Here is an 18,713-nt window from a genome sequence, read left to right on the forward strand (position 1 = left end):
CCGACGCCCTTCGACCTTCTCGACGCCGACCGCTACATCACCATCGGCATCGACGTGACCGGCTCGACGATCGAGAATGATGGCAGCATTCCGGGGTCGTTCGAGACCTGGGCCGGGTCGTTTTCGATCACCGAGCACTCGATCGTGGTGGAAAAACTCAAAAACGCGGCGCCGGACCTTTTCGTGGCGCCGAATGTTGGGCGTTATCAACCTCTGGATTTCTTCAACATCGAGACGATCCTTTCGACCGTTGACAAGGACCAGGATGCCTTCAAGCGGCAGATGGAAGAGCTCTCAGAGCAGAACAGATAAGGACGGGTCAGCCGCAATGCAGACGGAAACGCCGACAACCGCGCGCTGGTTCTCAATCAGCCTTTTTTCCCTGGCGCTCGGCTTGGCATTCTTCGCCGCGTCCCTGACACCATCGCTGATCCCGCGGGCATGGCCGCTGCAGGCCGTGCTGGCCGGCCTCGTGATGGCGCTTGGCTACATGATCGGGCGGTTCTTCGTGGCGCTGTGGCGCGGATTGCAGATCCCCGAGCCGCGCGGCCGCTGGCGCGCCATCAGCCTGGCGGTTGTGAACGCCGCGGCCCTCATCCTTCTCGTCTATTGCCTGTCGATGATGACCGAATGGCAGAATTCGGTGCGCTCCCGGGTCAACATGGAACTGCTGGAAGGCGGCACGGTGCTTGGCATCCTCGCCGTCGGGCTTGCCGTCTTCATCGTGCTGTTCCTGATCGGCGCCCTGTTTCAGAAGGCTTTCGACATCGTCCGGTTGCGGCTCTACCGGGTGATGTCGCCGCGCGCGGCCAATCTCGCCGGCGTCGTGATCGTGCTGCTGGTCGTGCTCGTGGCCAGCCGCGACTGGGTGGTGCCCGCGATCTTCGATTTCCTCGATGAAAGCTACGAGACCGCGCAGGACCTGTTCGAAACCGCCCCGCCGGCCCCCACCGATTCCTTCATCGCCGGGGGCCCCGGCTCGCTGGCGAGCTGGGAGGCGATGGGCCAGCCCGGCCGCAACTTCGTCACCAGCGCGCCATCCGCCGAGGATATCGAAACCTTCACCGGCCGCCCGGCCGAGCGCCCGATCCGCGTCTATGTCGGCCGGTCGCAGGCCGACGAGCCGCAAGAGCGCGCCAGGATCGCGCTTGAGGAAATGCAGCGCCTCGGGGCCTTCGATCGCGCCTACCTCATGATCGCGAGCCCGACCGGCACCGGCTGGCTTGATCCCGGCGCCCACGATACGTTCGAATACATGCATAATGGCGATGTCGCGACGGTTGCGGTCCAGTATTCCTTCCTGCAATCGCCGCTGGCGCTGATCTTCGAAACCGACACCGGCCTCGAACAGGCCACCGCGACGATGGAAGAGGTCTACCGCTACTGGCGCACCCTGCCGGAAGACAGCCGTCCGGAACTCTACATGCACGGAATCAGTCTCGGCGCATGGTCGTCGATGTATTCCTTCAACGTTTTCCAGATGCTGGACGTGCCGGTTGCCGGCGCGGTCTGGGCCGGGCCGCCCTTCCCGTCCTATCTCTGGCGCCACACCGTCGCCGCGCGCAATACCGGCACGCCTTACGTGCTGCCGGTGATCGACAACAGCGCCGTCGTCCGCTTTTCCTCACAGTTCAGAAAGCCGCAGGCGGAAGGCGATAACTGGGGCAGAGTGCGGATCAACTTCCTGCAATATGCATCTGATCCGATTGTGTTTTTCGAGCCCAATGCGAGCTTCATCGAACCGGAATGGATGCGCGAGCCGCCAGCGCCCGATGTTTCGCCCTATCTGCGGTTCGTGCCGGTGGTCACCCAGTTCCAGCTTGCGCTCGACATGGCGTTGTCAAAAGCGCTGCCGGCCGGCTTCGGCCACAACTACCTCGCCCGCGACTATATCGACGCCTGGGTCGCCGTATCCCGTCCGCAGGACTGGTCGCCGGCGCGCACGACAGCGCTGAAACAAATCTGCAATCTGGGCAAGGATACCGGCTGCGCGGTGCAATAAACCGCGCGGCGGCTGCCGTTTCTCACAGAAATGCGTGTTTTCCGCCACACTCGCCGCATCAAGTGACCCGATCCCGGGATTGTGATCACGCGCCGCTATGAAGCGGCAATCCGGTCGGATAAAAGCCGTAATCGATATACAAATCACCAATACAAGAGGCTTGAATGCTCGTTGATAAAACGATGTCGCGCCGGACATTTCTTCTCGGCGCCGTTTCGACCACCGCTGTGCTTGCAGGCTGCGTCAGCCAGCGCGATATCACCCCGGTCGCCCCGCCCTCCCCGCGCGTCCAGGACACCCCCTACACGGTCGCCGAGCTCGATGCCATGTATGGTCCGGTTGAGGACAACGGCTACCTGATTCCGGCCGTGCCCTACCAGCAGATCGATCCGATGTATTATCGCCAGCGCGTGAAAGATCCGACCGGCGAAGCGCCCGGCACCGTGGTTGTCGACACCCCCAACCGCTTCCTCTATCTGGTGGAAGAAAACGGCACCGCCATGCGCTATGGCGTCGGCATCGGCCGCGCCGGCTTCTCCTGGGGCGGCAATGGCGTGATCAAATGGAAGCAGGAATGGCCGAAATGGTTCCCGCCGGCTGAAATGATCGAGCGCGACCCCAAGCTCAAGGAATATTCCGAAGCCAATGGCGGCATGCCGGCCGGGCTGATGAACCCGCTCGGCGCGCGCGCCCTCTATATCTTCGAAAATGGCAAGGACACGCTCTACCGCGTCCACGGCAATCCGGACTGGACGTCCATTGGCAAGGCGGTCTCCTCCGGCTGCATCCGCATGCTGAACCAGGATGTCATCGACCTTTACAACCGGGTCGACAACCTGCCGACGCCGATCGTCGTCTATCAGTGAGTTGCATCGGCCCCGGATTTCCGGCAGGGCCATCGCATATGGCGTAGCAGCTTGCTCCCAATACTCTCTCCCGCTGGCGGGAGAGATGCCCCGAAAGCGGCAGTGAGGGTGGTGCAGTGCTTCAGATCGTGAGGGCGCTCGCGGTGAAAGTCTCCCCCCTCACTGTCGCTGTCCCGACATCTCTCCCCTCCGGGGCGAGAAGATTGGGGGGCTATGCGACTAAGTTCTATGCGATAGACCCCGGTTTTCTGGGGGCGTCTGTCATAGCCCGTTACCGGGCGTCGTAGGTTTCCCGTGACGCCTCGATCCTGCCGATATTGTCCCGCACCCAGTCGCCAAGACGCAGCACCGGCTCGCTCAGCGAAAGTCCGAGCTCGGTCAGGGCATATTCCACCTGCGGCGGACTGGTCGGATAGGTGGTTCGGCTGATCAGCCCGTCCCGCTCCAGCGCCTTCAGCACCCGCGTCAACATCTGCTGGGAAATCCCGTCGATCGTGCGCTTCAGGACGCTGAACCGGCACGGCCCGTCGATCAGCACGATGATGATCAGCATCGACCATTTGTCGCCGACGCGCTGCAGGATGGGCGCGACATTTCGACACCGTTCCAGAACATGTCTGGTTTCCGGCCTTGTTTCGGGCTTTGATCCCGTATTAGTCATCTCGATGTGACCTGGTTCCAAGAAATTGCGTTCTTGCATCAAGGTATGTGGTCATTTAATTTTAGCAAGTCATTTTTTGTGACCTTCATGGTCGCGTTCCTCCCCGGAAATGACACCCATCGAGGGTTTTGAATTTGAAGACCGGCGCGCCCGCGCCGGCAAGGAGAATGATTGTGAAACTGAACATCATCATCGGCAGCACCCGTCCCGGCCGCGTCAGCCCCAAGATCGCAAAATGGGTGGAAGCTGCGGCCCGCGAACATGGCAAATTCGAGGTCGAACTCATCGACCTCGTCGATTTCAACCTGCCTCTGCTCGATGAAGCGGCGCATCCGCGCATGCAGAAATACGAACATGAACACAGCAAGAAATGGAGCGCCAGCGTTCAGGCAGCCGATGCGTTCGTCTTCGTTACGCCGGAATACGACTACTTTCCGCCGGCAGCATTGATCAACGCCATCCAGGCGCTTTCGCTGGAATGGGGCTACAAGCCGGCCGGCGTCGTCAGCTATGGCGGCATTTCGGGCGGCCTTCGCTCAGCGCAGGAACTTCGCACGCTGCTCGGCAATCTCAATGCCCATGCCATTCCGCAGGTCGTTCCGGTTCCGCTGTTTCCCAAATTCATCAGCGAAGACGGCGTATTCACGCCCAACGACGAAATGAACGCGGGCGCCAAGGGCATGCTCGATGAGCTGTTCAAATGGGCCGGGCCGCTGGCGACGATCCGCAGCGCCAGCTGATTCGGCTCGGACGTGTTTGCGGTCCGCATCCGCAACGACCGCAAATGCGAAAATCGCAGAAATTTCACGAACCCGAAGCATATCCGTCATAAATGACGTGGATAGCCGCGCCCGCCGCTTGAAACCGGCGGGCGTTTTGGCATTCTGCAGCCCGACGGAGACCCGGTTGGAGGAATGACGCATGGACATTCGCCGCATGAAAGTCTGGCTGCTTGGCTCCGATGAGCCCCTGCCGTTCGATCCCCGAGAGACCCAGCCCGATTGCCTCTGTCTTCCCGTTTCCGGCGAGAGAGACCTTGCCGGCCGCGTCGCCTCGCTTCGCAATCTGCTGCCCTCGCTGCCGATCTTCCTGATCTGTGAACCGATCTCCAAGGCTTATAACGTCGCGGATTTCTCCGAGGCCGCGAAATGCGCGCCGGACGGCATCATTCTGCGCGGCGTCGAAAGCGCTGCCCGGATACAGATGGCCGAGACGCTGCTGAGAGTTGCCGAGGCCCGTGAAGGTCTGACCGAGAACGCGATCGCCCTGATCGCGATGATCGGCGACAATGGCGGCGGCCTGCTGAACGCCCGCCACTTCATCCACAAGCTCGGCCGGCTGATCGCGCTCGGCTATGATGCCGAGCCGCTGGACGGCGAAACGGCGGACAGCGACATCGCCCGCCACGGCGCGGTGGCAACCATGCTGGCGGCGCGCAATCTCGGCATACCGGCAATCGATTTCTCCGGCCCCGGCAGCGCCACCGCCGCCTTCAAAACCGCCTGCCACCAGTCCGCCCGCACCGGCTTTACCGGCAAGCTGACCGGCAATCCCGACCATATCGGCATCATCAAACACGCCTTCGGCGCCGCCTGACCTTGACCGGCAGGTTCGTGTAATCCACCGTGAGCACACCCGAGGCGAAAACGTCGGGAGCCCGCAGCGCCCCTGAATTGCCTCAGCCGCGCCGTGGACGCTTCATCTGGAAAGGCGTGCCGCACTCGGCATAGTCCAGATAGCCCATGCGACCGACAGGGCGGATCCTGGCCATATCGAGAAGACCATTCTCGCCGATTGCTTCGTCGCGGATGTGGATGCCGACCACCTGACCGAACACCAGCCTGCTTTCGGTCGGGAACCCATCAAGCGTCGGAGCCGCCATAATCCGTGTCACGCGGCACTCAAGCGCCGCATAGGCTTCGCCCACGAAGGCGGCGTCCACCAATTGCCCGTTCACGGCGGTCAGGCCCGCCGCCTCGAACTCGCTCTCGCCGCGTGGAAGAGCGGCCGAGGTGGTGTTCATCTTCTCGGCAAGGTCGCGGCTCACGAGACTGGCGGTGAACACGCCGGTCTCCTCGATATTGGTGAAGCTGTCCTTGACCGTGTCGGAGGAAAACATCACCACCGGCGGCGATGACGAGACCGCGTTGAAAAACGAATAGGGCGCGAGATTGTCCTTGCCGTCCCGGCCGCGCGAGCCGATCCACCCGATCGGCCGCGGCGCGACGATCGCCTTGAACGGATCATGCGGCATGCCATGCGCATTGGTGTCGGTGGTGTAGAACATGGTGATCAGGCCTCGCCGCGCCAGGTGACGATATCTTCCAGCGCCGGCCGCACGCGCTCGAACGGCGCTTCCGTGCGGGTGCCGATATGGATGAAGCCGGCGATCTTCTCGTCCGCTTCCAGGCCCAGCGCCGGCTTGGCCCGCTCATCGAAGGCATACCACTCGGTGAGCCAGGTCGCGCCGTAGCCAAAGGCATTGGCCGCGACCACGAGATTGTAGCATACCGCGCCCGCCGACATCACCTGCTCCCATTCCGGGATCTTGGGATGAACCGCCGCCCGGCTGACGACGGCAATCACCAGCGGCGCGCGCGTAAGACGCTCGCGCTCCAGCTTCAGCCGCTCCGCCGAGGCTTCCGGATCGTCCGCCTTCATGATCTCGGCAAGCTTCTCGCCTGCCTCCTCGCGCGCCGCGCCGGCAAACACGATGAAACGCCAGGGCGCGAGCTTGCCGTGATCTGGAACGCGCGAGGCGATGGTCAGCATTTCCTCGATCTCGCCGCGCTCCGGACCGGGGGCCGCAAGCTGCAGCACCGGCGTCGAGCGGCGGGTTTTCAGGAAATCGATGAGGGTGTCATTCTTGGCAGTCACGGCGGGGCCTCACTCAGTCAAAAAATCATGCGACGCTCTTGAAAACGCCACGATATTCGGGTCACTACGCAATCGGACATTGAAGTGAACACTTGCGGTATGCAAGTCAACCGGCGAGCAACATGTTTCCGCACAGAACGCCAAGACATCATTCCCTTCGGCCCATCGCCGCGGTCATGGCCGGGCTTTTGCTGGCCGCGCCGACCGCAACGCTGGCCCAGAGCACGCCATCGGTTCACTCCGACGATCCCTTCTCCCTGATGCGGGGCACGCAGCAGCCTGGCGAAAAGCGCCCGGTGAAGCTTGAGGCGCGGCTGGCCGAGGATGGCAATGTCATGCGCGACGGCCTGTTCTGGCGGGTATTCACCACCATTCCGGACACCAACGGCCGGCTGCGACTGGTCGCATCGGCCGAGGGCGGCACCAAGACCATCGAGCTTTCCCCCGGCGACTATTTCATCAACTGCGCCTTCGGCCGGGCGTCGGCAACGCGCAAGGTGCGCATCGCCCACGAGGCCGGCGAGGCGGAGCAGATTTCCTTTGTGCTGAACGCCGGCGGGCTGATGCTCAATGCCCGGCTCGGCGACGGCAAGCCCGCCAGCGCCAGCGAGCTTCGTTTCTCGGTCTATGAGGACCACGACGACCGCCGCGAACTGGTGGCCGAGGATATCGCGCCCGGCAGCATTCTGCGCCTGCGCGCCGGAACCTATGACGTGGTATCCTCCTATGGCACGCTGAATGCCGAAACCCATGCCAGGCTGAAGGTCAAGGCCGGCGAGATCACCGACGCCAAGCTGAAGATCAATGCCGCCGAGGTGACCCTGAAGCTGGCCGGCGAAACGGGAGGCGAAGCGCTCGCCGACACGGCCTGGACGGTGCTCGGCGCCTCCGGTGACGTGCTGACCGAAAGCAGCAGCGCCATGCCGACGATGATCCTCGCCGAGGGCAGCTACACCGCCGTGGCCCGCAACCAGGACAACCTCTTCGAGAAGACCTTCACGGTCTCCTCCGCCGGCACCGAGGATGTCGAGTTGCTGCTGTCCGAAAACAAGGCGAACACCGACGCCGACGGGTTCGATTGAAGCCCGCCGCAGCCAGACGGAATCGACTTATGTCCGCGAAGGTGTGGCAGAGCAGACAGATGGAACGCCGGCGAAGACGGATCAGCCTCCAGCACATTGTCCGATGTCTGTTTATCCGGGATTTCCTGAGGTCCCCTCTGTTGCCCGCGCAGCGCATGAGATATTGTGACGGCACGTCGCGGGGGGCCGAGATTTGCTGATATATGTGATCAGTCTTCGACAGCATGCCAACAGGCGTGAGCATCTCGCAGGCGCGCTCGATGCAGTCGGCCTGCGTGCCGAATGGATCGAGGCCGTTGACGGCCGCACGGTCGCGCTTGACGAGATCGTCAGGCGCGGCAGCTATCCAAGAGCCGGAAGCCACGCTCTGACGCCCACCCAGTACGGCTGCTATCTCAGCCATGTCAAATGCTGGCAGGCATTTCTGGAAAGCGGGGCGCCGCTCGTCGCAATCTTCGAGGACGATGTCCATCTCGCCGAGGATATCGGCGTCTTTCTGGAACAGGCGGAAAGCTGGTTCCCCGAGGATGCGGATGTCGTCAAGCTGGAAACCTGCCTCCAGCCCGTGCGCCTTGAAAGATGCTCCGTGGATACGGTTTTCGGACGTGAGCTCTTTCGTCTGCGATCCCGACATCTGGGGTCGGCCGCCTATATTCTCAGCCGAAAGGGCGCTCGCAAGCTGCTGGAAAACAGCGATAAACTCGCAATGGGCGTCGACGCGGTGATGTTCAATCCGCGGCCCCGGCTGAAGCACGAGATGATCAACTACCAGATCGATCCCGCGATCTGCATTCAGGACGATATCGCCTATCGCTGCGGCCTGCCCCGCCTGGGTTACTGCTCGAACAACCCGGTTCCGAGAAGCCGGAAATCCTGTGGAACAAATGCCGTCGAATACGCTCGCTATGTGGTGTGTGACGGCCTGCGCCGCCTGCGCCTGTGCCTCAGATACAGGATCGGCGCTTACCGCAAGCGCGTTATCGACTTTCGACAGCGCCCCGCTTCATCTTGCAAGCGACCGAGCCCGCGCTATAAAACTGCTATGCAATCGCGGAGCATTCCGTGAATCGCTCTATTCCAATGTTTCAGGCAATTGAAAAGGGTGAGCCGCCTTGCCCGGAATTGCCGCAAAGGCGACATTCCTCCGCCAGCGCGAAAGGGCACCGTGCTCACATTCGTCATCAATCTTGACCGCGATAAAGCAAGGCTGAAGCGTGTGGAAGCGCTGCTTTTCGAACGGGATGTTGCCTTCACCCGGGTCCCGGCGGTTGACGCCCGGTCGCTTTCTCCAGACGCGATCGCGGCGGCCTGCGCTTATCCGACGCCGGTCAGCATCCGGCTGCAACCCGGTGAGATCGCCTGCTATCTCAGCCATATCAAGGCCTGGCGCCTGCTGCTCGACAGCGAAGAGGATTGCGCCGCGATTTTCGAGGATGATATCGACCTGAGCTGCGACGCAGCCGAGGTTCTTTCCGCGATAGCAGACTGGATGCCGGAAGAGGCAGACGTCGTCAAACTGGAAACCAGCCTGAAGCCGATAGAGATGGGACGGGCGCCAGAAGCCGCCATCGGCGACCGCGAGATCCGGCGCCTTGCCGGCTGCCACATCGGCACCGCAGGTTATGTGATCACGCGCAAGGGCGCTGCCCGAATGCTGGCTGAAAGCAGGCAGTTGCGCATGGCGGTGGACACCACGCTGTTCGACCCGCGCGGCGGCGTCGCCGAAACGCTGTCGCTGTTCCAGCTCTCGCCCGCGCTCTGCATCCAGACGCGTTTGCAGACCAGCGCAGAGCCTGCAAGCGCGAGCAATATTTCAGAAAGGGCCAGCCACAAATCCTATGGCGCGACGCCGGGCGAAAGACTGGCAAACAGGATCAGGGACAGACTGGCCTATGCCTGCCGAAAGCTGCGCAATTTCGCGAGCGGCGCGCGCCCACGGGTGATCGATTTCGCGCCATAAAAAAAGGCGGAACCACAAGCCCCGCCATCCAGAATGCAGATAAAGCCGCAGCTTCAGAGTTGTTGATCCTTGCTGATCCCACCCAGAGGGGTCATGCTCGGGCTTGACCCGAGCATCCATACCGACCAACCAATTGAATCATAAGGTCATTTTAACGCTGTACAAATCTGCCTGGATCCTCGGGTCAAGCCCGAGGATGACGCCGATGGGGTGAAGAGCCTTGCCAACATTCTGAGGGCGGAGCCACTAGCCCCGCCCCTTTCAGGACATTACGCCCGCTTGCGCTTCAGGTCGGGCGGGGTTGCCTCGTCGATCAGCAGGGCCAGCGCATCATCGAGCGACATCGACTGCTGGTCGCGGGAGCCGAGGCGGCGGATGTTGACCGTTTCCTCTTCCGCCTCGCGCATGCCGCAGACGAGAATCACCGGAACCTTGGCCACCGAGTGCTCGCGGACCTTGTAGTTGATCTTCTCGTTGCGGAAATCGGTCTCGACGGAAAGTCCCGCATCGCGCAGGCGCTTGGCGACCTTTTCGCCGTAGCCATCCGCCTCGGTGGTGATCGTGGCGACCACCACCTGCAGCGGCGCGAACCACAGCGGCATGTGGCCGGAATGGTTCTCGATCAGGATGCCGAGGAAGCGTTCCAGCGAGCCGCAGATCGCGCGGTGGATCATCACCGGCTGCTTCTTTTCCGAGGTCGAGTCGATATAGAAGGCGCCAAAGCGCTCCGGCAGATTGAAATCCACCTGGGTGGTGCCGCACTGCCATTCGCGGCCGATCGCGTCCTTTAGCGTATATTCGAATTTCGGTCCGTAGAACGCGCCCTCGCCCGGCAGGATGCCGGTCTTGATGCGGCCGCCCGACTGCGCCTCGATGGTCTTCAGCACCGAGGTCATGATCGCCTCGGCGTGATCCCAGCTCTCGTCGGAACCGACGCGCTTTTCAGGCCGCGTGGAGAGCTTCACCACGATCTCGTCGAACCCGAAATCCTCGTAAACCGACAGGATCAGATCGTTGATCTTCAGGCATTCTTCCGCAAGCTGCTCCTCGGTGCAGAACACATGGGCATCGTCCTGCGTGAAGCCGCGCACGCGCATCAACCCGTGCATCGCGCCCGACGGCTCGTAGCGATGGACGACGCCGAATTCCGCATAGCGGATCGGCAGTTCGCGGTAGGACTTCAGACCGTGCTTGAAAAGCTGGACGTGGCCGGGGCAGTTCATCGGCTTCAGCGCGAAGACGCGCTTGTCCTCGGCCTCCTCATCGGCGCAGGCAACGGCGAACATGTTCTCGCGATACCATTCCCAATGGCCGGAGGTCTTCCACAGCGAGGTGTCGAGCACCTGCGGCGCGTTGACCTCCTCATATTCGCCGGCAAGCCGGCGGCGCATATAGGACGTCAGCGACTGGAACATGCGCCAGCCCTTGGAATGCCAGAAGACGACGCCCGGCCCCTCTTCCTGGAAATGGAACAGGTTCATCTCGCGGCCGAGGCGGCGATGGTCGCGCTTTTCGGCTTCCTCGAGGAAGGTCAGATAGGCGTCGAGATCCTTCTGGTCGGCCCAGGCGGTGCCATAGATTCGGGTCAGCATCGGATTGTTGCTGTCGCCGCGCCAATAGGCGCCGGCCACCTTCATCAGCTTGAAGGCGTTGCCGATCTGGCCGGTCGAGGTCATGTGCGGGCCACGGCAAAGGTCGAACCAGTCGCCCTGGCTATAGATCTTGAGGTCCTGCCCTTCCGGGATCGCGTCGACCAGCTCGACCTTGTAGGCCTCGCCCTTTTCGGCGAACACCTTCTTCGCCTTCTCGCGCGACCAGATCTCCTTGGTGAAGGGCGCGTTGCGGGCAATGATCTCCTTCATCTTCTTTTCGATCTTCGGCAGGTCTTCCGGGGTAAACGGAACCTCACGCGCGAAGTCGTAGTAGAAGCCGTTCTCGATCACCGGACCAATCGTGACCTGTGTGCCGGGCCAAAGCTCCTGCACGGCTTCGGCCATCACATGGGCGGCGTCGTGGCGGATCAGTTCCAGCGCGCGGTCGTCGGTGCGGGTGACGATCTCGATACGGCCATCGCTTACCGGGTCGGCGAGGTCGCGCAGCTCGCCATCAAGGGCGATCGCGACGGCCTTCTTGGCCAGCGACTTGGAGATCGATTCGGCGACATCGCGGCCGGTCGTGCCGGCGGCGTATTCGCGCTTCGAGCCATCAGGAAAGATGAGGGAAATCTGGTCAGACATATCATGCTCCTTGAAACCAGTCCCGCCAACGAATGCGGGTGGACAAACTGCCGTATCGCACGGCGTCTTAAACGAGGCAGGTCAATAAAGAAAAAACGGCCCTGCGTAAAGCCGCAAGGCCGGTTGCTGCCATGTGCCGAAACAAGACGGGATCAGAATTTCACGCCAAGACCGGCCATCACCGCGTGGGTATGCATCTTGAACTTGGCCGTGCCGCCGGCAGCGGAGGCCAGATCGTCGACGACCTTCTGATCCGGGTAGCCGGTATAACGATATTCCAGCCGCGTGAAGATGCTGTCGGTGACGGCGTAGTCGAGGCCCGCGCCGACGGTATAGCCGTAAATCGTATCGCTGACGCTGACGTCCAGTGCGCGAATATAGGCATTGGCGACCGCAGCGCCGCCGGTGACATACACCAACGCATTGCCGAAGGAATACCCCAACCGGCCGCGCAGGGTACCGCTCCAGTCGGAGCCGCCCTCAATGTCAAACCCCAGCCCGGTCGCGAATTTCTGCTTGCCCCAGCTGTAATCGGCGTCGCCCTCAATGCCCACGACGATATTGTTGCCAAGCTGCTTGTTGTAGCCGGCAAACAGATTGGCAATCGCGCCGTTATAGTCCAGGCGGTCGGCGCCTCCGCCGCTGATCGTACCGCGACCGCCGGTCCAGCCATAGCCGCCGCCGAGGCCCGCATAGGGACCATTCCAAAGCGGCTCTTCCTCGACATAGACTTCCTGATAGGCCACCGGCTGAATTGGCGGGCGCAGCGCCAGATCGGCGGCAAATGCCGGAAAGCATGATGCGCCGTAAACGGCGAGAAGTGACGCAGACAGTTTTTTCATGGAAGGCTCCGTACGTGATGACTTATCAAAGCCATAGCGCATGAAGCGTTAAAAATTCGTCAGCTTATGGTTTACATACCCTTAATTCGCACAACCTCGGGACGATCTATCATTCGCCGTTGCGGGCGGGCTCGATCTTCATGTAGTCGAGCGGCAATTGGGTCGAGAACTTGATCTGCTCCATGGCAAAGGAGGACGAGACGTCGCGGATCTCGATCTTGGCGATCAGCCGCTTGTAGAAGGCGTCATAGGCCGCGATATCGGGCACCACCACGCGCAGCAGATAATCGACCTCGCCGCTCATGCGATAAAACTCCAGCACTTCCGGGAAATCCGCGATCACCTCGGAAAACCGCTTCAGCCATTCTACCGAATGGGTGTTAGTGCGGATCGCGACGAAGACGGTGACATTGGCGTTGACCTTTTCCGGGTCCAGCAGCGCGACCCGCCGCTTGATCACGCCCTCCTCTTCCATCTTCTGGATACGCCGCCAGCAGGGCGTCGTCGAAAGGCCGACCTTCTTGCCGATATCGGCAACCGCCAGCGTCGAGTCCTCCTGTATGAGGCGCAAAATTTTCCTATCCAGGCGATCCATTTCCGCTCTCCGTAAAATATTTTTGCTCTTATAGCATCAATTTTTCGATTTGAAAGGGCCATTCCGCGCGACGCCGGGCCGTGCCATCACCCCGCGAAAAGCCGCACCGCCGCCCTTAGTTCCGGCAGCACTTCGGCCTCGAACCACGGGTTGCGCTTCAGCCATGCGGTATTGCGCCAGCTTGGATGCGGCAGCGGCAGAATGCGGGGGCTGGTATTGGCGAAATAGCTGGCGCGCCAATTGCGCACGGTTTCCGTAAGCGTCTTCCGGCTCGCCTCGCCCATATGCCATTTCTGGGCATACATGCCGATGGCGAGCACGAGTTCGATCTGCGGCATCGCCGCCATCGCCCGCTCGCGCCATTGCGGCGCGCATTCCCGGCGCGGCGGCAGGTCGCTGCCGCGCGCGTCATAGCCCGGAAAACAGAAACCCATCGGCATGATGGCGAAACGCGCCGTGTCGTAAAACGCCGCGCGATCGACGCCCATCCAGTCGCGCAACCGGTCGCCGGAGCGGTCGTTGAACGGAATGCCGGTCTCGTGCACCCTGAGCCCCGGGGCCTGACCGGCGATCAGCACCCGCGCGGTCGGCGACAGGATCGCGACGGGGCGCGGTTCATGCGGCAGCGGCTCGGCCATCTGCGGACGATCGCGGCAGATGCGGCAGGCCGCGATCCGTTCTGCAAGTTCAATCTGATCTGTCAGCGAAAGCTCCCTTATTGCCGGCTCCCGGCATAGATGTGTTACCGCCGTCTTAAAAAACAGCCCTAACAAATCCTTTACGGATTTCTTAACAATTCGTTCGTATCCTCCCCCTCAATCGAGGATGGATGCGATGACGAACCGTGCCGAACTGATTGCCAGCCCCCGCAACGAAGCCGATTCCGCCGGCGAATTCCATGCCGCGCTTCAAAGTCTCGAAAAGAGCGCGCCAGCGATCGCGATCATGCTGGCGCTTGCCGGCTTCGGCTTCCTCTATCTCGGGCGCGACCTGATCTTCGCGGTCTGGGCTCTGGCGGCGCTGATCCTGCACGGGGTGGCATTCCTGACCATCCGTCAGGCCGCGCGCGCGGGCGAGGATACCGCATCGGTGCGCAAATGGAACGCCCGCGTGATCGGCGCCTATTGGCTTGCCGGCGGCGCCTGGGCGCTTCTCTCCGTTCTGGAATGCAGCGCCTGCGGCGGCGCTGCCCTGCCCTTCTTCAAGGCGTCCATGGTGATTGTCGCGCTGTCGATGATGGCGCTTGGCGCGGTCGCGCTGCCGCGCTCGGCCTGGCATGTCTTCCTGCCGGCGGTCATCGCCTTCGGCCTCGTCGCCTATCAGAGCCGCGAACCCTTCGATATCGGCCTGGCGGCCGTACTCGCGATCGTCATGCTGTTCATCGCCTATTTCAACCATCATATCGCCGCGAGCGACAAGGCGCTGAAAACCAGGGAAAGCGAAAAGGACCTGCTTGCCGGACAACTGACCGAAAGCCTCGCCAAGGCGGAAGCCGCGGCCGAGGCCGCCGAGGCGGCCAACCAGGCCAAATCGACCTTCCTCGCCGCGATGTCGCACGACCTGCGCACGCCGCTCAACGCGATCATCGGCTTTTCGGAAATCATGAAGACCGAGATGATGGGACCGCTGCCCAACGCCCACTACCGCGAATATGCCGCCGACATCCATCAGTCCGGACGGCACCTGCTCGACATGATCGACAGCGTGCTGGACCTGTCGCGGCTGGAGGCCGGCGGCTATCGGCTGAACGAGCAGCCGGTCTATCTCGTCGACGTCATCGATGCCTCGATGGCGATGATCGGCGGCGCGGCCGCGGCCAAGGCGATCGCCCTCAAATGCGATGTCGCTGGCGCGCTTTCGCCGATCACGGCCGATGGCCGAGCGGTGAAGCAGATGCTGCTCAACCTGATCTCGAATGCGGTCAAGTTTTCCGATGAACATTCCGAGGTGCTGATCCTGGCCGGCACGACCGCGGAGGGCGGCCAGTATCTCAGCGTTCGCGACTTCGGCTGCGGCATGGACGAGGATGCGCTGGCGCTTGCCACCACCGCCTTCTCGCGCGGCGCGGAAGCCCGCGACGTCGAGGGCTTCGGCCTCGGCCTTGCGATCGTCAAGCAGCTTGCCGAAGCCCATCAGGGCGAGTTGATCCTGCAATCCGCCCCCGGCGAGGGCACGCTCGCCACGATCCTGTTCCCCGCGGGCCGGGTGATCGACCTGCCGGCAGCAGCACTCCATCACCAGGACACCGGCCTCACCGTGGCCCTCTCCACCGAACGGGCGATGCCGTTTGCGCCCGACAGCATCACGATCGAGACCCCGGCCCGGACGTCCGAAACCCGCAGCGGCCGCGACCGCCTTGCCGCGGCGCTGAAACGCCGGGGCCGCAAGGTTGCCAATGACGCGCCGCTTCAGCCTGAAGAAGACGCGGCGGCCGCCCTGGCGTTCGAAGACGCGCTCGAAGCCGAGATCATCGAGGCGCTGCAGGCCGATGACGGCGCGCGCCGGCACGAGGCCGCCAATGCCGCATGACATCGCCGCGATCCCGGTGATCGAAACCGAACGGCTGCTTCTGCGCCCGCTCGTCTTTGCCGACTGGCCCGCCTATTTCGCCTTTCTCGCCTCCGATCGCGCCCGCTACATGGGCGGACCGCATACCGAGGAAACGGCGTGGTCGTTCTTCTGCAACGATGTCGCCCAATGGTCGCTCTTCGGCCATGGCGCGCTGATGTTCGAAGACCGCCAGACGGGCGAAACGATGGGACAGGTGGCGCTCTGCAAGGGGCCGCTCTTTCCCGAACTGGAACTCGGCTGGTTCGTCTATGACGCCGCGGAGGGCAAGGGATATGCGCTCGAGGCGGCGTCAGCACTGCGCGACTGGGGTTTTGCAACGCTCGGCGTGAGCGAATGCGTCAGCTATGTCGATCCGGACAACGCCCACTCGATCCGCCTTGCCGAACGGCTCGGCGCTCGGCTCGATCCGGACGCCCCTGCCCCGCACCCGGCGAACCTCGTCTACCGGCATGAGCGCCAAGCGCCTTAGAAAAACACCACGTAAACGGCGTAGATAAAATTGCTGCTGATCAGGCAGAAGGTCGCGAACGAGCCGAGGTCCTTGGCGTGCCGGCCTTCCACAGAAAGCTCCGGCGACACCCGGTCGATGATCTCCTCGACGGCGGTATTGAGTGCTTCTACCCCGAACAGGCACAGCATCAGGATCACGAAGATCATGAACTGAACGGCGCTGGCGCCGACAAGGAAGAACAACACGAGGCCGACCACGAAGCCGATCAGTTCGTGGCGGAAGGCCTCTTCTTTCAGCAACCGCATGAAGCCCTGGAACGAATAGCCGCCAGCCGCGAGCAGATGGCGGAATCCCTTCTTCTTCTCGATCGGGGCCATGCATTATCCTTCGCCGTTTTCGAAACCAGACAAATCACTTACCTAGCCTGAAAGGCCTGCGGTGTCGCCCGGTTTAGGGCGCAAACTGCCACAGGCCCGTGACAGTCCTGCGACACGTTTGTGACTCACGCTTCCCGGTCGGACACACCGGCTTCCTCGAATGTGGCCATGCCTGTATGACAGGCGGCGGCGGCCTTCACCAGGCTCGCCGCAAGGGCCGCGCCCGTGCCCTCGCCCAGCCGCATGCCAAGCGCCAAGAGCGGCGTCTTGCCGAGTTTCTGCACGAGCTTCAGGTGACCCGGCTCGGCGGAAACATGGGCGATCATGCAATGGTCGAGCGCCGAGGGATTGGCGGCTTTCAGCACGGCGGCGGCGGCGGTCGCGACATAGCCGTCGATCAGCACCGGCACCTTCTGCATGCGCGCGGCGATGATCGCGCCGGCGATTGCCGCCAGTTCCCGCCCGCCAAGGCGGCGCAAGGCTTCCAGCGGATCGGACAGGTGATCCTTGTGAAGCGTCACGGCCTGCTCGACCAGCGCGACCTTGCGTTCGTAAGCTTCCCCTTCCACACCCGTGCCCGGACCGACCCAGTCGGCGGCACTGCCGCCATAAAGCCCGTAGCTGAGCGCGGCGGCCACGGTGGTGTTGCCGATCCCCATCTCGCCGAGGCAGAGAAGATCGACGCCGCCGGCGACCGCCTCCATGCCGTAGGCCATGGTGGCGGCGCAATCCCGCTCCGAAAGCGCCGGCTCGACCGAGATGTCGCCGGTGGGATGATCGAGCGCGAGATCGAAGATTTTCAGGCTGAGATCAACGCTGGCGCAGATCTGGTTGATCGCCGCACCGCCCTTGGCGAAGTTGTCGACCATCTGCTTTGTGACGGCTTGCGGGTAGGCCGAAACGCCCCGGGCGGCAACGCCGTGGTTACCGGCGAACACCGCAACCATGGGCCGATTGACCGCCGGCGTGCGGCCGCTCCAGGCGGCAAGCCACATAGCGATCTCTTCCAACCTGCCAAGCGAACCCGGAGGTTTGGTAAGTACAGAGTTGCGTTTTCTCGTCTGAGAGAGTATCTGTGCGTCGGCCTTGGGGAAGGCGTCCAGCAAAGTGCGAAAATCCTCGAATGGGTGTCCATCGCTCATTTGTCTTGTCCCGTGCTATGCTGACAGCGTTGCCAAAGCTCATATTTTTCAAACGGCCGGCTAGCAAGGCCGAAGACCTGGAAACGAGCACAAACCGATGAAGATGCCATTCTTCATTACCGACTTGACGAGCGCCCTTAGCTTCCTGACACGTCTCAGAATGCCTGACCTGCTGATGGCCGAGATGCCGGCGGGCGCCCGCGCTGCCTGGGCGTACCCGCTTGCCGGCGCGATTGCAACCATCCTGCCCGCCATCGCACTGGCCGGGTTCGTCTGGCTCGGCGCTTCGCCGCTGCTTGCCGCGCTTATCGCCGTGCTGATCTCGATCATGATCTGCGGCGGGCTCCACGAAGACGGTCTCGCCGATGCCGCCGACGGGCTTTTCGGCGGGCGCGACCGCGAGACGGCACTGGCGATCATGAAGGACAGCCATTGCGGCGTTTTCGGCGTCACCGCGATCGTTCTGTCGCTGCTGTTGCGGGCGGCGGCGCTTGCCGCACTCGTTCCGCATTACGGCGCGACCGCGGCGGCGTTGCTGTTCATTGCGGCGGCCATTGCCGGTCGCGGAAGCCTTGTGCTGCAGTGGACAATATTGCCCGCAGCGCGCACGGATGGCGCAGCCGCGACGCTCGGACGGCCCGGCGTCCGGACCACGGCGTCCGCAGAGGCGATTGCCCTGTTTTTGTGCGTTGCGCTCGGCATCGCGGCGAATGCATTCGTCCAGGTGGTGGCAGCCCTTGCCTTTGCCGGCATTGCCTCACTGCTGTTTTCCGCCTTCGTCAGAAAGAGGATCGCCGGCCATACCGGAGACACGCTGGGCGCTGCCGCGCAGATCAGCGAGATCGTTTTCCTCGCGACCCTTGTTATCGCCGCCTGAAACCCGATATCGGGACAATATCTTGTCGTCTCGGACCGGGAGTTTATGCCTTGCGCCTTTTCTGGATTTTGATCGCCATCGTCTCGGTCGGCATGATCCTTCTCATGGTCACGGGCACCAGCGGCACCACGCTTGGCGTCAACAGCGATGATTTCGCCAGCACCCTCTGGCTC

19 protein-coding genes and 1 pseudogene are annotated in these 18,713 nt (G+C 62.6%); 11 read left to right on the forward strand and 9 right to left on the reverse strand.

Annotated elements, in window-relative coordinates; all coding sequences use genetic code 11:
• The 3 genes and pseudogenes from B4E36_RS01590 to B4E36_RS01600 form a co-directional block, all read left to right on the forward strand.
• Positions 1 to 312, forward strand: a pseudogene (locus tag B4E36_RS01590) (patatin-like phospholipase family protein); the annotation flags it as partial.
• A 16-nt stretch (positions 313 to 328) separates the two neighbouring features.
• Positions 329 to 2,002, forward strand: coding sequence for an alpha/beta hydrolase (locus B4E36_RS01595; protein WP_292056093.1), 1,674 nt, complete (start codon positions 329 to 331; stop codon positions 2,000 to 2,002).
• A gap of 164 nt (positions 2,003 to 2,166) precedes the next feature.
• On the forward strand, positions 2,167 to 2,868 hold the full coding sequence (locus B4E36_RS01600) for a L,D-transpeptidase (RefSeq protein ID WP_292056091.1): 702 nt from the start codon (positions 2,167 to 2,169) through the stop codon (positions 2,866 to 2,868).
• 271 nt (positions 2,869 to 3,139) lie between these two features.
• Here the strand turns inward: B4E36_RS01600 and B4E36_RS01605 are convergent, their stop codons facing one another.
• Positions 3,140 to 3,529, reverse strand: a complete 390-nt coding sequence (locus B4E36_RS01605) for a winged helix-turn-helix transcriptional regulator (RefSeq protein ID WP_292056089.1) — start codon at positions 3,527 to 3,529, stop codon at positions 3,140 to 3,142.
• Between the two features lie 167 nt (positions 3,530 to 3,696).
• Between B4E36_RS01605 and B4E36_RS01610 the strand changes: the two genes are divergently transcribed.
• Positions 3,697 to 4,269, forward strand: a complete 573-nt coding sequence (locus tag B4E36_RS01610) for an NADPH-dependent FMN reductase (RefSeq protein WP_292056087.1) — start codon at positions 3,697 to 3,699, stop codon at positions 4,267 to 4,269.
• Between the two features lie 181 nt (positions 4,270 to 4,450).
• Positions 4,451 to 5,125 carry a hypothetical protein gene (locus B4E36_RS01615; protein WP_292056085.1) on the forward strand — a complete coding sequence of 225 codons (675 nt, stop codon included), beginning with the start codon at positions 4,451 to 4,453 and terminating at the stop codon, positions 5,123 to 5,125.
• 82 nt (positions 5,126 to 5,207) lie between these two features.
• Here B4E36_RS01615 and B4E36_RS01620 read toward each other — a convergent pair whose 3' ends face one another.
• Together B4E36_RS01620 and B4E36_RS01625 are read right to left on the reverse strand one after the other, a co-directional pair.
• Positions 5,208 to 5,816, reverse strand: coding sequence for a flavin reductase family protein (locus tag B4E36_RS01620; protein WP_292056084.1), 609 nt, complete (start codon positions 5,814 to 5,816; stop codon positions 5,208 to 5,210).
• A 5-nt stretch (positions 5,817 to 5,821) separates the two neighbouring features.
• Entirely contained in the window at positions 5,822 to 6,406 is a 585-nt protein-coding gene (locus B4E36_RS01625) for a nitroreductase family protein (protein WP_292056082.1), read from the reverse strand.
• Positions 6,407 to 6,528: 122 nt separating this feature from the next.
• Here B4E36_RS01625 and B4E36_RS01630 point away from each other — a divergent pair, with 122 nt between their 5' ends.
• The 3 genes from B4E36_RS01630 (at position 6,529) to B4E36_RS01640 (ending at position 9,448) form a co-directional block, all read left to right on the forward strand.
• Positions 6,529 to 7,488 (forward strand): hypothetical protein, encoded by a 960-nt coding sequence (locus B4E36_RS01630; RefSeq protein ID WP_292056080.1) that lies wholly within the window; start codon positions 6,529 to 6,531, stop codon positions 7,486 to 7,488.
• A gap of 205 nt (positions 7,489 to 7,693) precedes the next feature.
• On the forward strand, positions 7,694 to 8,554 hold the full coding sequence (locus B4E36_RS01635; protein WP_292056078.1) for a glycosyltransferase family 25 protein: 861 nt from the start codon (positions 7,694 to 7,696) through the stop codon (positions 8,552 to 8,554).
• Between the two features lie 99 nt (positions 8,555 to 8,653).
• Complete coding sequence (locus B4E36_RS01640) at positions 8,654 to 9,448, forward strand: glycosyltransferase family 25 protein (protein WP_292056076.1); 795 nt, start codon at positions 8,654 to 8,656, stop codon at positions 9,446 to 9,448.
• A gap of 269 nt (positions 9,449 to 9,717) precedes the next feature.
• Here B4E36_RS01640 and thrS read toward each other — a convergent pair whose 3' ends face one another.
• The 4 genes from thrS to B4E36_RS01660 all read right to left on the reverse strand — a co-directional run bounded on the left by thrS (position 9,718) and on the right by B4E36_RS01660 (position 13,760).
• Positions 9,718 to 11,685, reverse strand: coding sequence for a threonine--tRNA ligase (gene thrS / locus B4E36_RS01645; RefSeq protein WP_292056075.1), 1,968 nt, complete (start codon positions 11,683 to 11,685; stop codon positions 9,718 to 9,720).
• 152 nt (positions 11,686 to 11,837) lie between these two features.
• On the reverse strand, positions 11,838 to 12,527 hold the full coding sequence (locus B4E36_RS01650; RefSeq protein ID WP_292056074.1) for an outer membrane protein: 690 nt from the start codon (positions 12,525 to 12,527) through the stop codon (positions 11,838 to 11,840).
• Positions 12,528 to 12,636: 109 nt separating this feature from the next.
• The gene (locus B4E36_RS01655) at positions 12,637 to 13,122 is read right to left on the reverse strand and encodes an Lrp/AsnC family transcriptional regulator (RefSeq protein WP_018066348.1); all 486 of its coding nucleotides are present in this window, start codon (positions 13,120 to 13,122) and stop codon (positions 12,637 to 12,639) included.
• 86 nt (positions 13,123 to 13,208) lie between these two features.
• Positions 13,209 to 13,760, reverse strand: coding sequence for a uracil-DNA glycosylase family protein (locus tag B4E36_RS01660; protein WP_292056072.1), 552 nt, complete (start codon positions 13,758 to 13,760; stop codon positions 13,209 to 13,211).
• Positions 13,761 to 13,956: 196 nt separating this feature from the next.
• Between B4E36_RS01660 and B4E36_RS01665 the strand changes: the two genes are divergently transcribed.
• A complete protein-coding gene (locus B4E36_RS01665; protein ID WP_345899900.1) occupies positions 13,957 to 15,651 on the forward strand; it encodes a HAMP domain-containing sensor histidine kinase in 1,695 nt (564 codons plus the stop codon).
• Positions 15,641 to 16,162: a GNAT family N-acetyltransferase gene (locus B4E36_RS01670; RefSeq protein WP_292056069.1), complete on the forward strand. Its 522-nt coding sequence runs from the start codon at positions 15,641 to 15,643 to the stop codon at positions 16,160 to 16,162. The genes B4E36_RS01665 and B4E36_RS01670 overlap by 11 nt, the downstream gene beginning before the upstream one ends.
• Here the strand turns inward: B4E36_RS01670 and B4E36_RS01675 are convergent.
• Entirely contained in the window at positions 16,159 to 16,521 is a 363-nt protein-coding gene (locus tag B4E36_RS01675; RefSeq protein ID WP_018066344.1) for a diacylglycerol kinase, read from the reverse strand. The genes B4E36_RS01670 and B4E36_RS01675 overlap by 4 nt on opposite strands.
• 125 nt (positions 16,522 to 16,646) lie before the next feature.
• Positions 16,647 to 17,663, reverse strand: coding sequence for a nicotinate-nucleotide--dimethylbenzimidazole phosphoribosyltransferase (gene cobT / locus B4E36_RS01680; protein ID WP_292056065.1), 1,017 nt, complete (start codon positions 17,661 to 17,663; stop codon positions 16,647 to 16,649).
• A gap of 103 nt (positions 17,664 to 17,766) precedes the next feature.
• Between cobT and cobS the strand changes: the two genes are divergently transcribed.
• Entirely contained in the window at positions 17,767 to 18,540 is a 774-nt protein-coding gene (gene cobS, locus B4E36_RS01685; RefSeq protein ID WP_345899901.1) for an adenosylcobinamide-GDP ribazoletransferase, read from the forward strand.
• Positions 18,541 to 18,713: the final 173 nt, after the last annotated feature.

Origin of the sequence: Martelella sp. UBA3392 (genome assembly GCF_002358775.1) — a bacterium.
Lineage (GTDB): Bacteria > Pseudomonadota > Alphaproteobacteria > Rhizobiales > Rhizobiaceae > Martelella > Martelella mediterranea.

What these genes read in the sequence shown, in the direction of transcription:
- B4E36_RS01595 (WP_292056093.1), top strand. Translation starts at nt 329, where the DNA reads ATGCAGACGGAAACGCCGACAACCGCGCGCTGGTTCTCAATCAGCCTT.
- B4E36_RS01600 (WP_292056091.1), top strand. Translation starts at nt 2,167, where the DNA reads ATGCTCGTTGATAAAACGATGTCGCGCCGGACATTTCTTCTCGGCGCC.
- B4E36_RS01605 (WP_292056089.1), bottom strand. Translation starts at nt 3,529, where the DNA reads ATGACTAATACGGGATCAAAGCCCGAAACAAGGCCGGAAACCAGACAT.
- B4E36_RS01610 (WP_292056087.1), top strand. Translation starts at nt 3,697, where the DNA reads ATGATTGTGAAACTGAACATCATCATCGGCAGCACCCGTCCCGGCCGC.
- B4E36_RS01615 (WP_292056085.1), top strand. Translation starts at nt 4,451, where the DNA reads ATGGACATTCGCCGCATGAAAGTCTGGCTGCTTGGCTCCGATGAGCCC.
- B4E36_RS01620 (WP_292056084.1), bottom strand. Translation starts at nt 5,816, where the DNA reads ATGTTCTACACCACCGACACCAATGCGCATGGCATGCCGCATGATCCG.
- B4E36_RS01630 (WP_292056080.1), top strand. Translation starts at nt 6,529, where the DNA reads ATGTTTCCGCACAGAACGCCAAGACATCATTCCCTTCGGCCCATCGCC.
- thrS (WP_292056075.1), bottom strand. Translation starts at nt 11,685, where the DNA reads ATGTCTGACCAGATTTCCCTCATCTTTCCTGATGGCTCGAAGCGCGAA.
- B4E36_RS01650 (WP_292056074.1), bottom strand. Translation starts at nt 12,527, where the DNA reads ATGAAAAAACTGTCTGCGTCACTTCTCGCCGTTTACGGCGCATCATGC.
- B4E36_RS01655 (WP_018066348.1), bottom strand. Translation starts at nt 13,122, where the DNA reads ATGGATCGCCTGGATAGGAAAATTTTGCGCCTCATACAGGAGGACTCG.
- B4E36_RS01660 (WP_292056072.1), bottom strand. Translation starts at nt 13,760, where the DNA reads ATGGCCGAGCCGCTGCCGCATGAACCGCGCCCCGTCGCGATCCTGTCG.
- B4E36_RS01665 (WP_345899900.1), top strand. Translation starts at nt 13,957, where the DNA reads ATGACGAACCGTGCCGAACTGATTGCCAGCCCCCGCAACGAAGCCGAT.
- B4E36_RS01670 (WP_292056069.1), top strand. Translation starts at nt 15,641, where the DNA reads ATGCCGCATGACATCGCCGCGATCCCGGTGATCGAAACCGAACGGCTG.
- B4E36_RS01675 (WP_018066344.1), bottom strand. Translation starts at nt 16,521, where the DNA reads ATGGCCCCGATCGAGAAGAAGAAGGGATTCCGCCATCTGCTCGCGGCT.
- cobT (WP_292056065.1), bottom strand. Translation starts at nt 17,663, where the DNA reads ATGAGCGATGGACACCCATTCGAGGATTTTCGCACTTTGCTGGACGCC.
- cobS (WP_345899901.1), top strand. Translation starts at nt 17,767, where the DNA reads ATGCCATTCTTCATTACCGACTTGACGAGCGCCCTTAGCTTCCTGACA.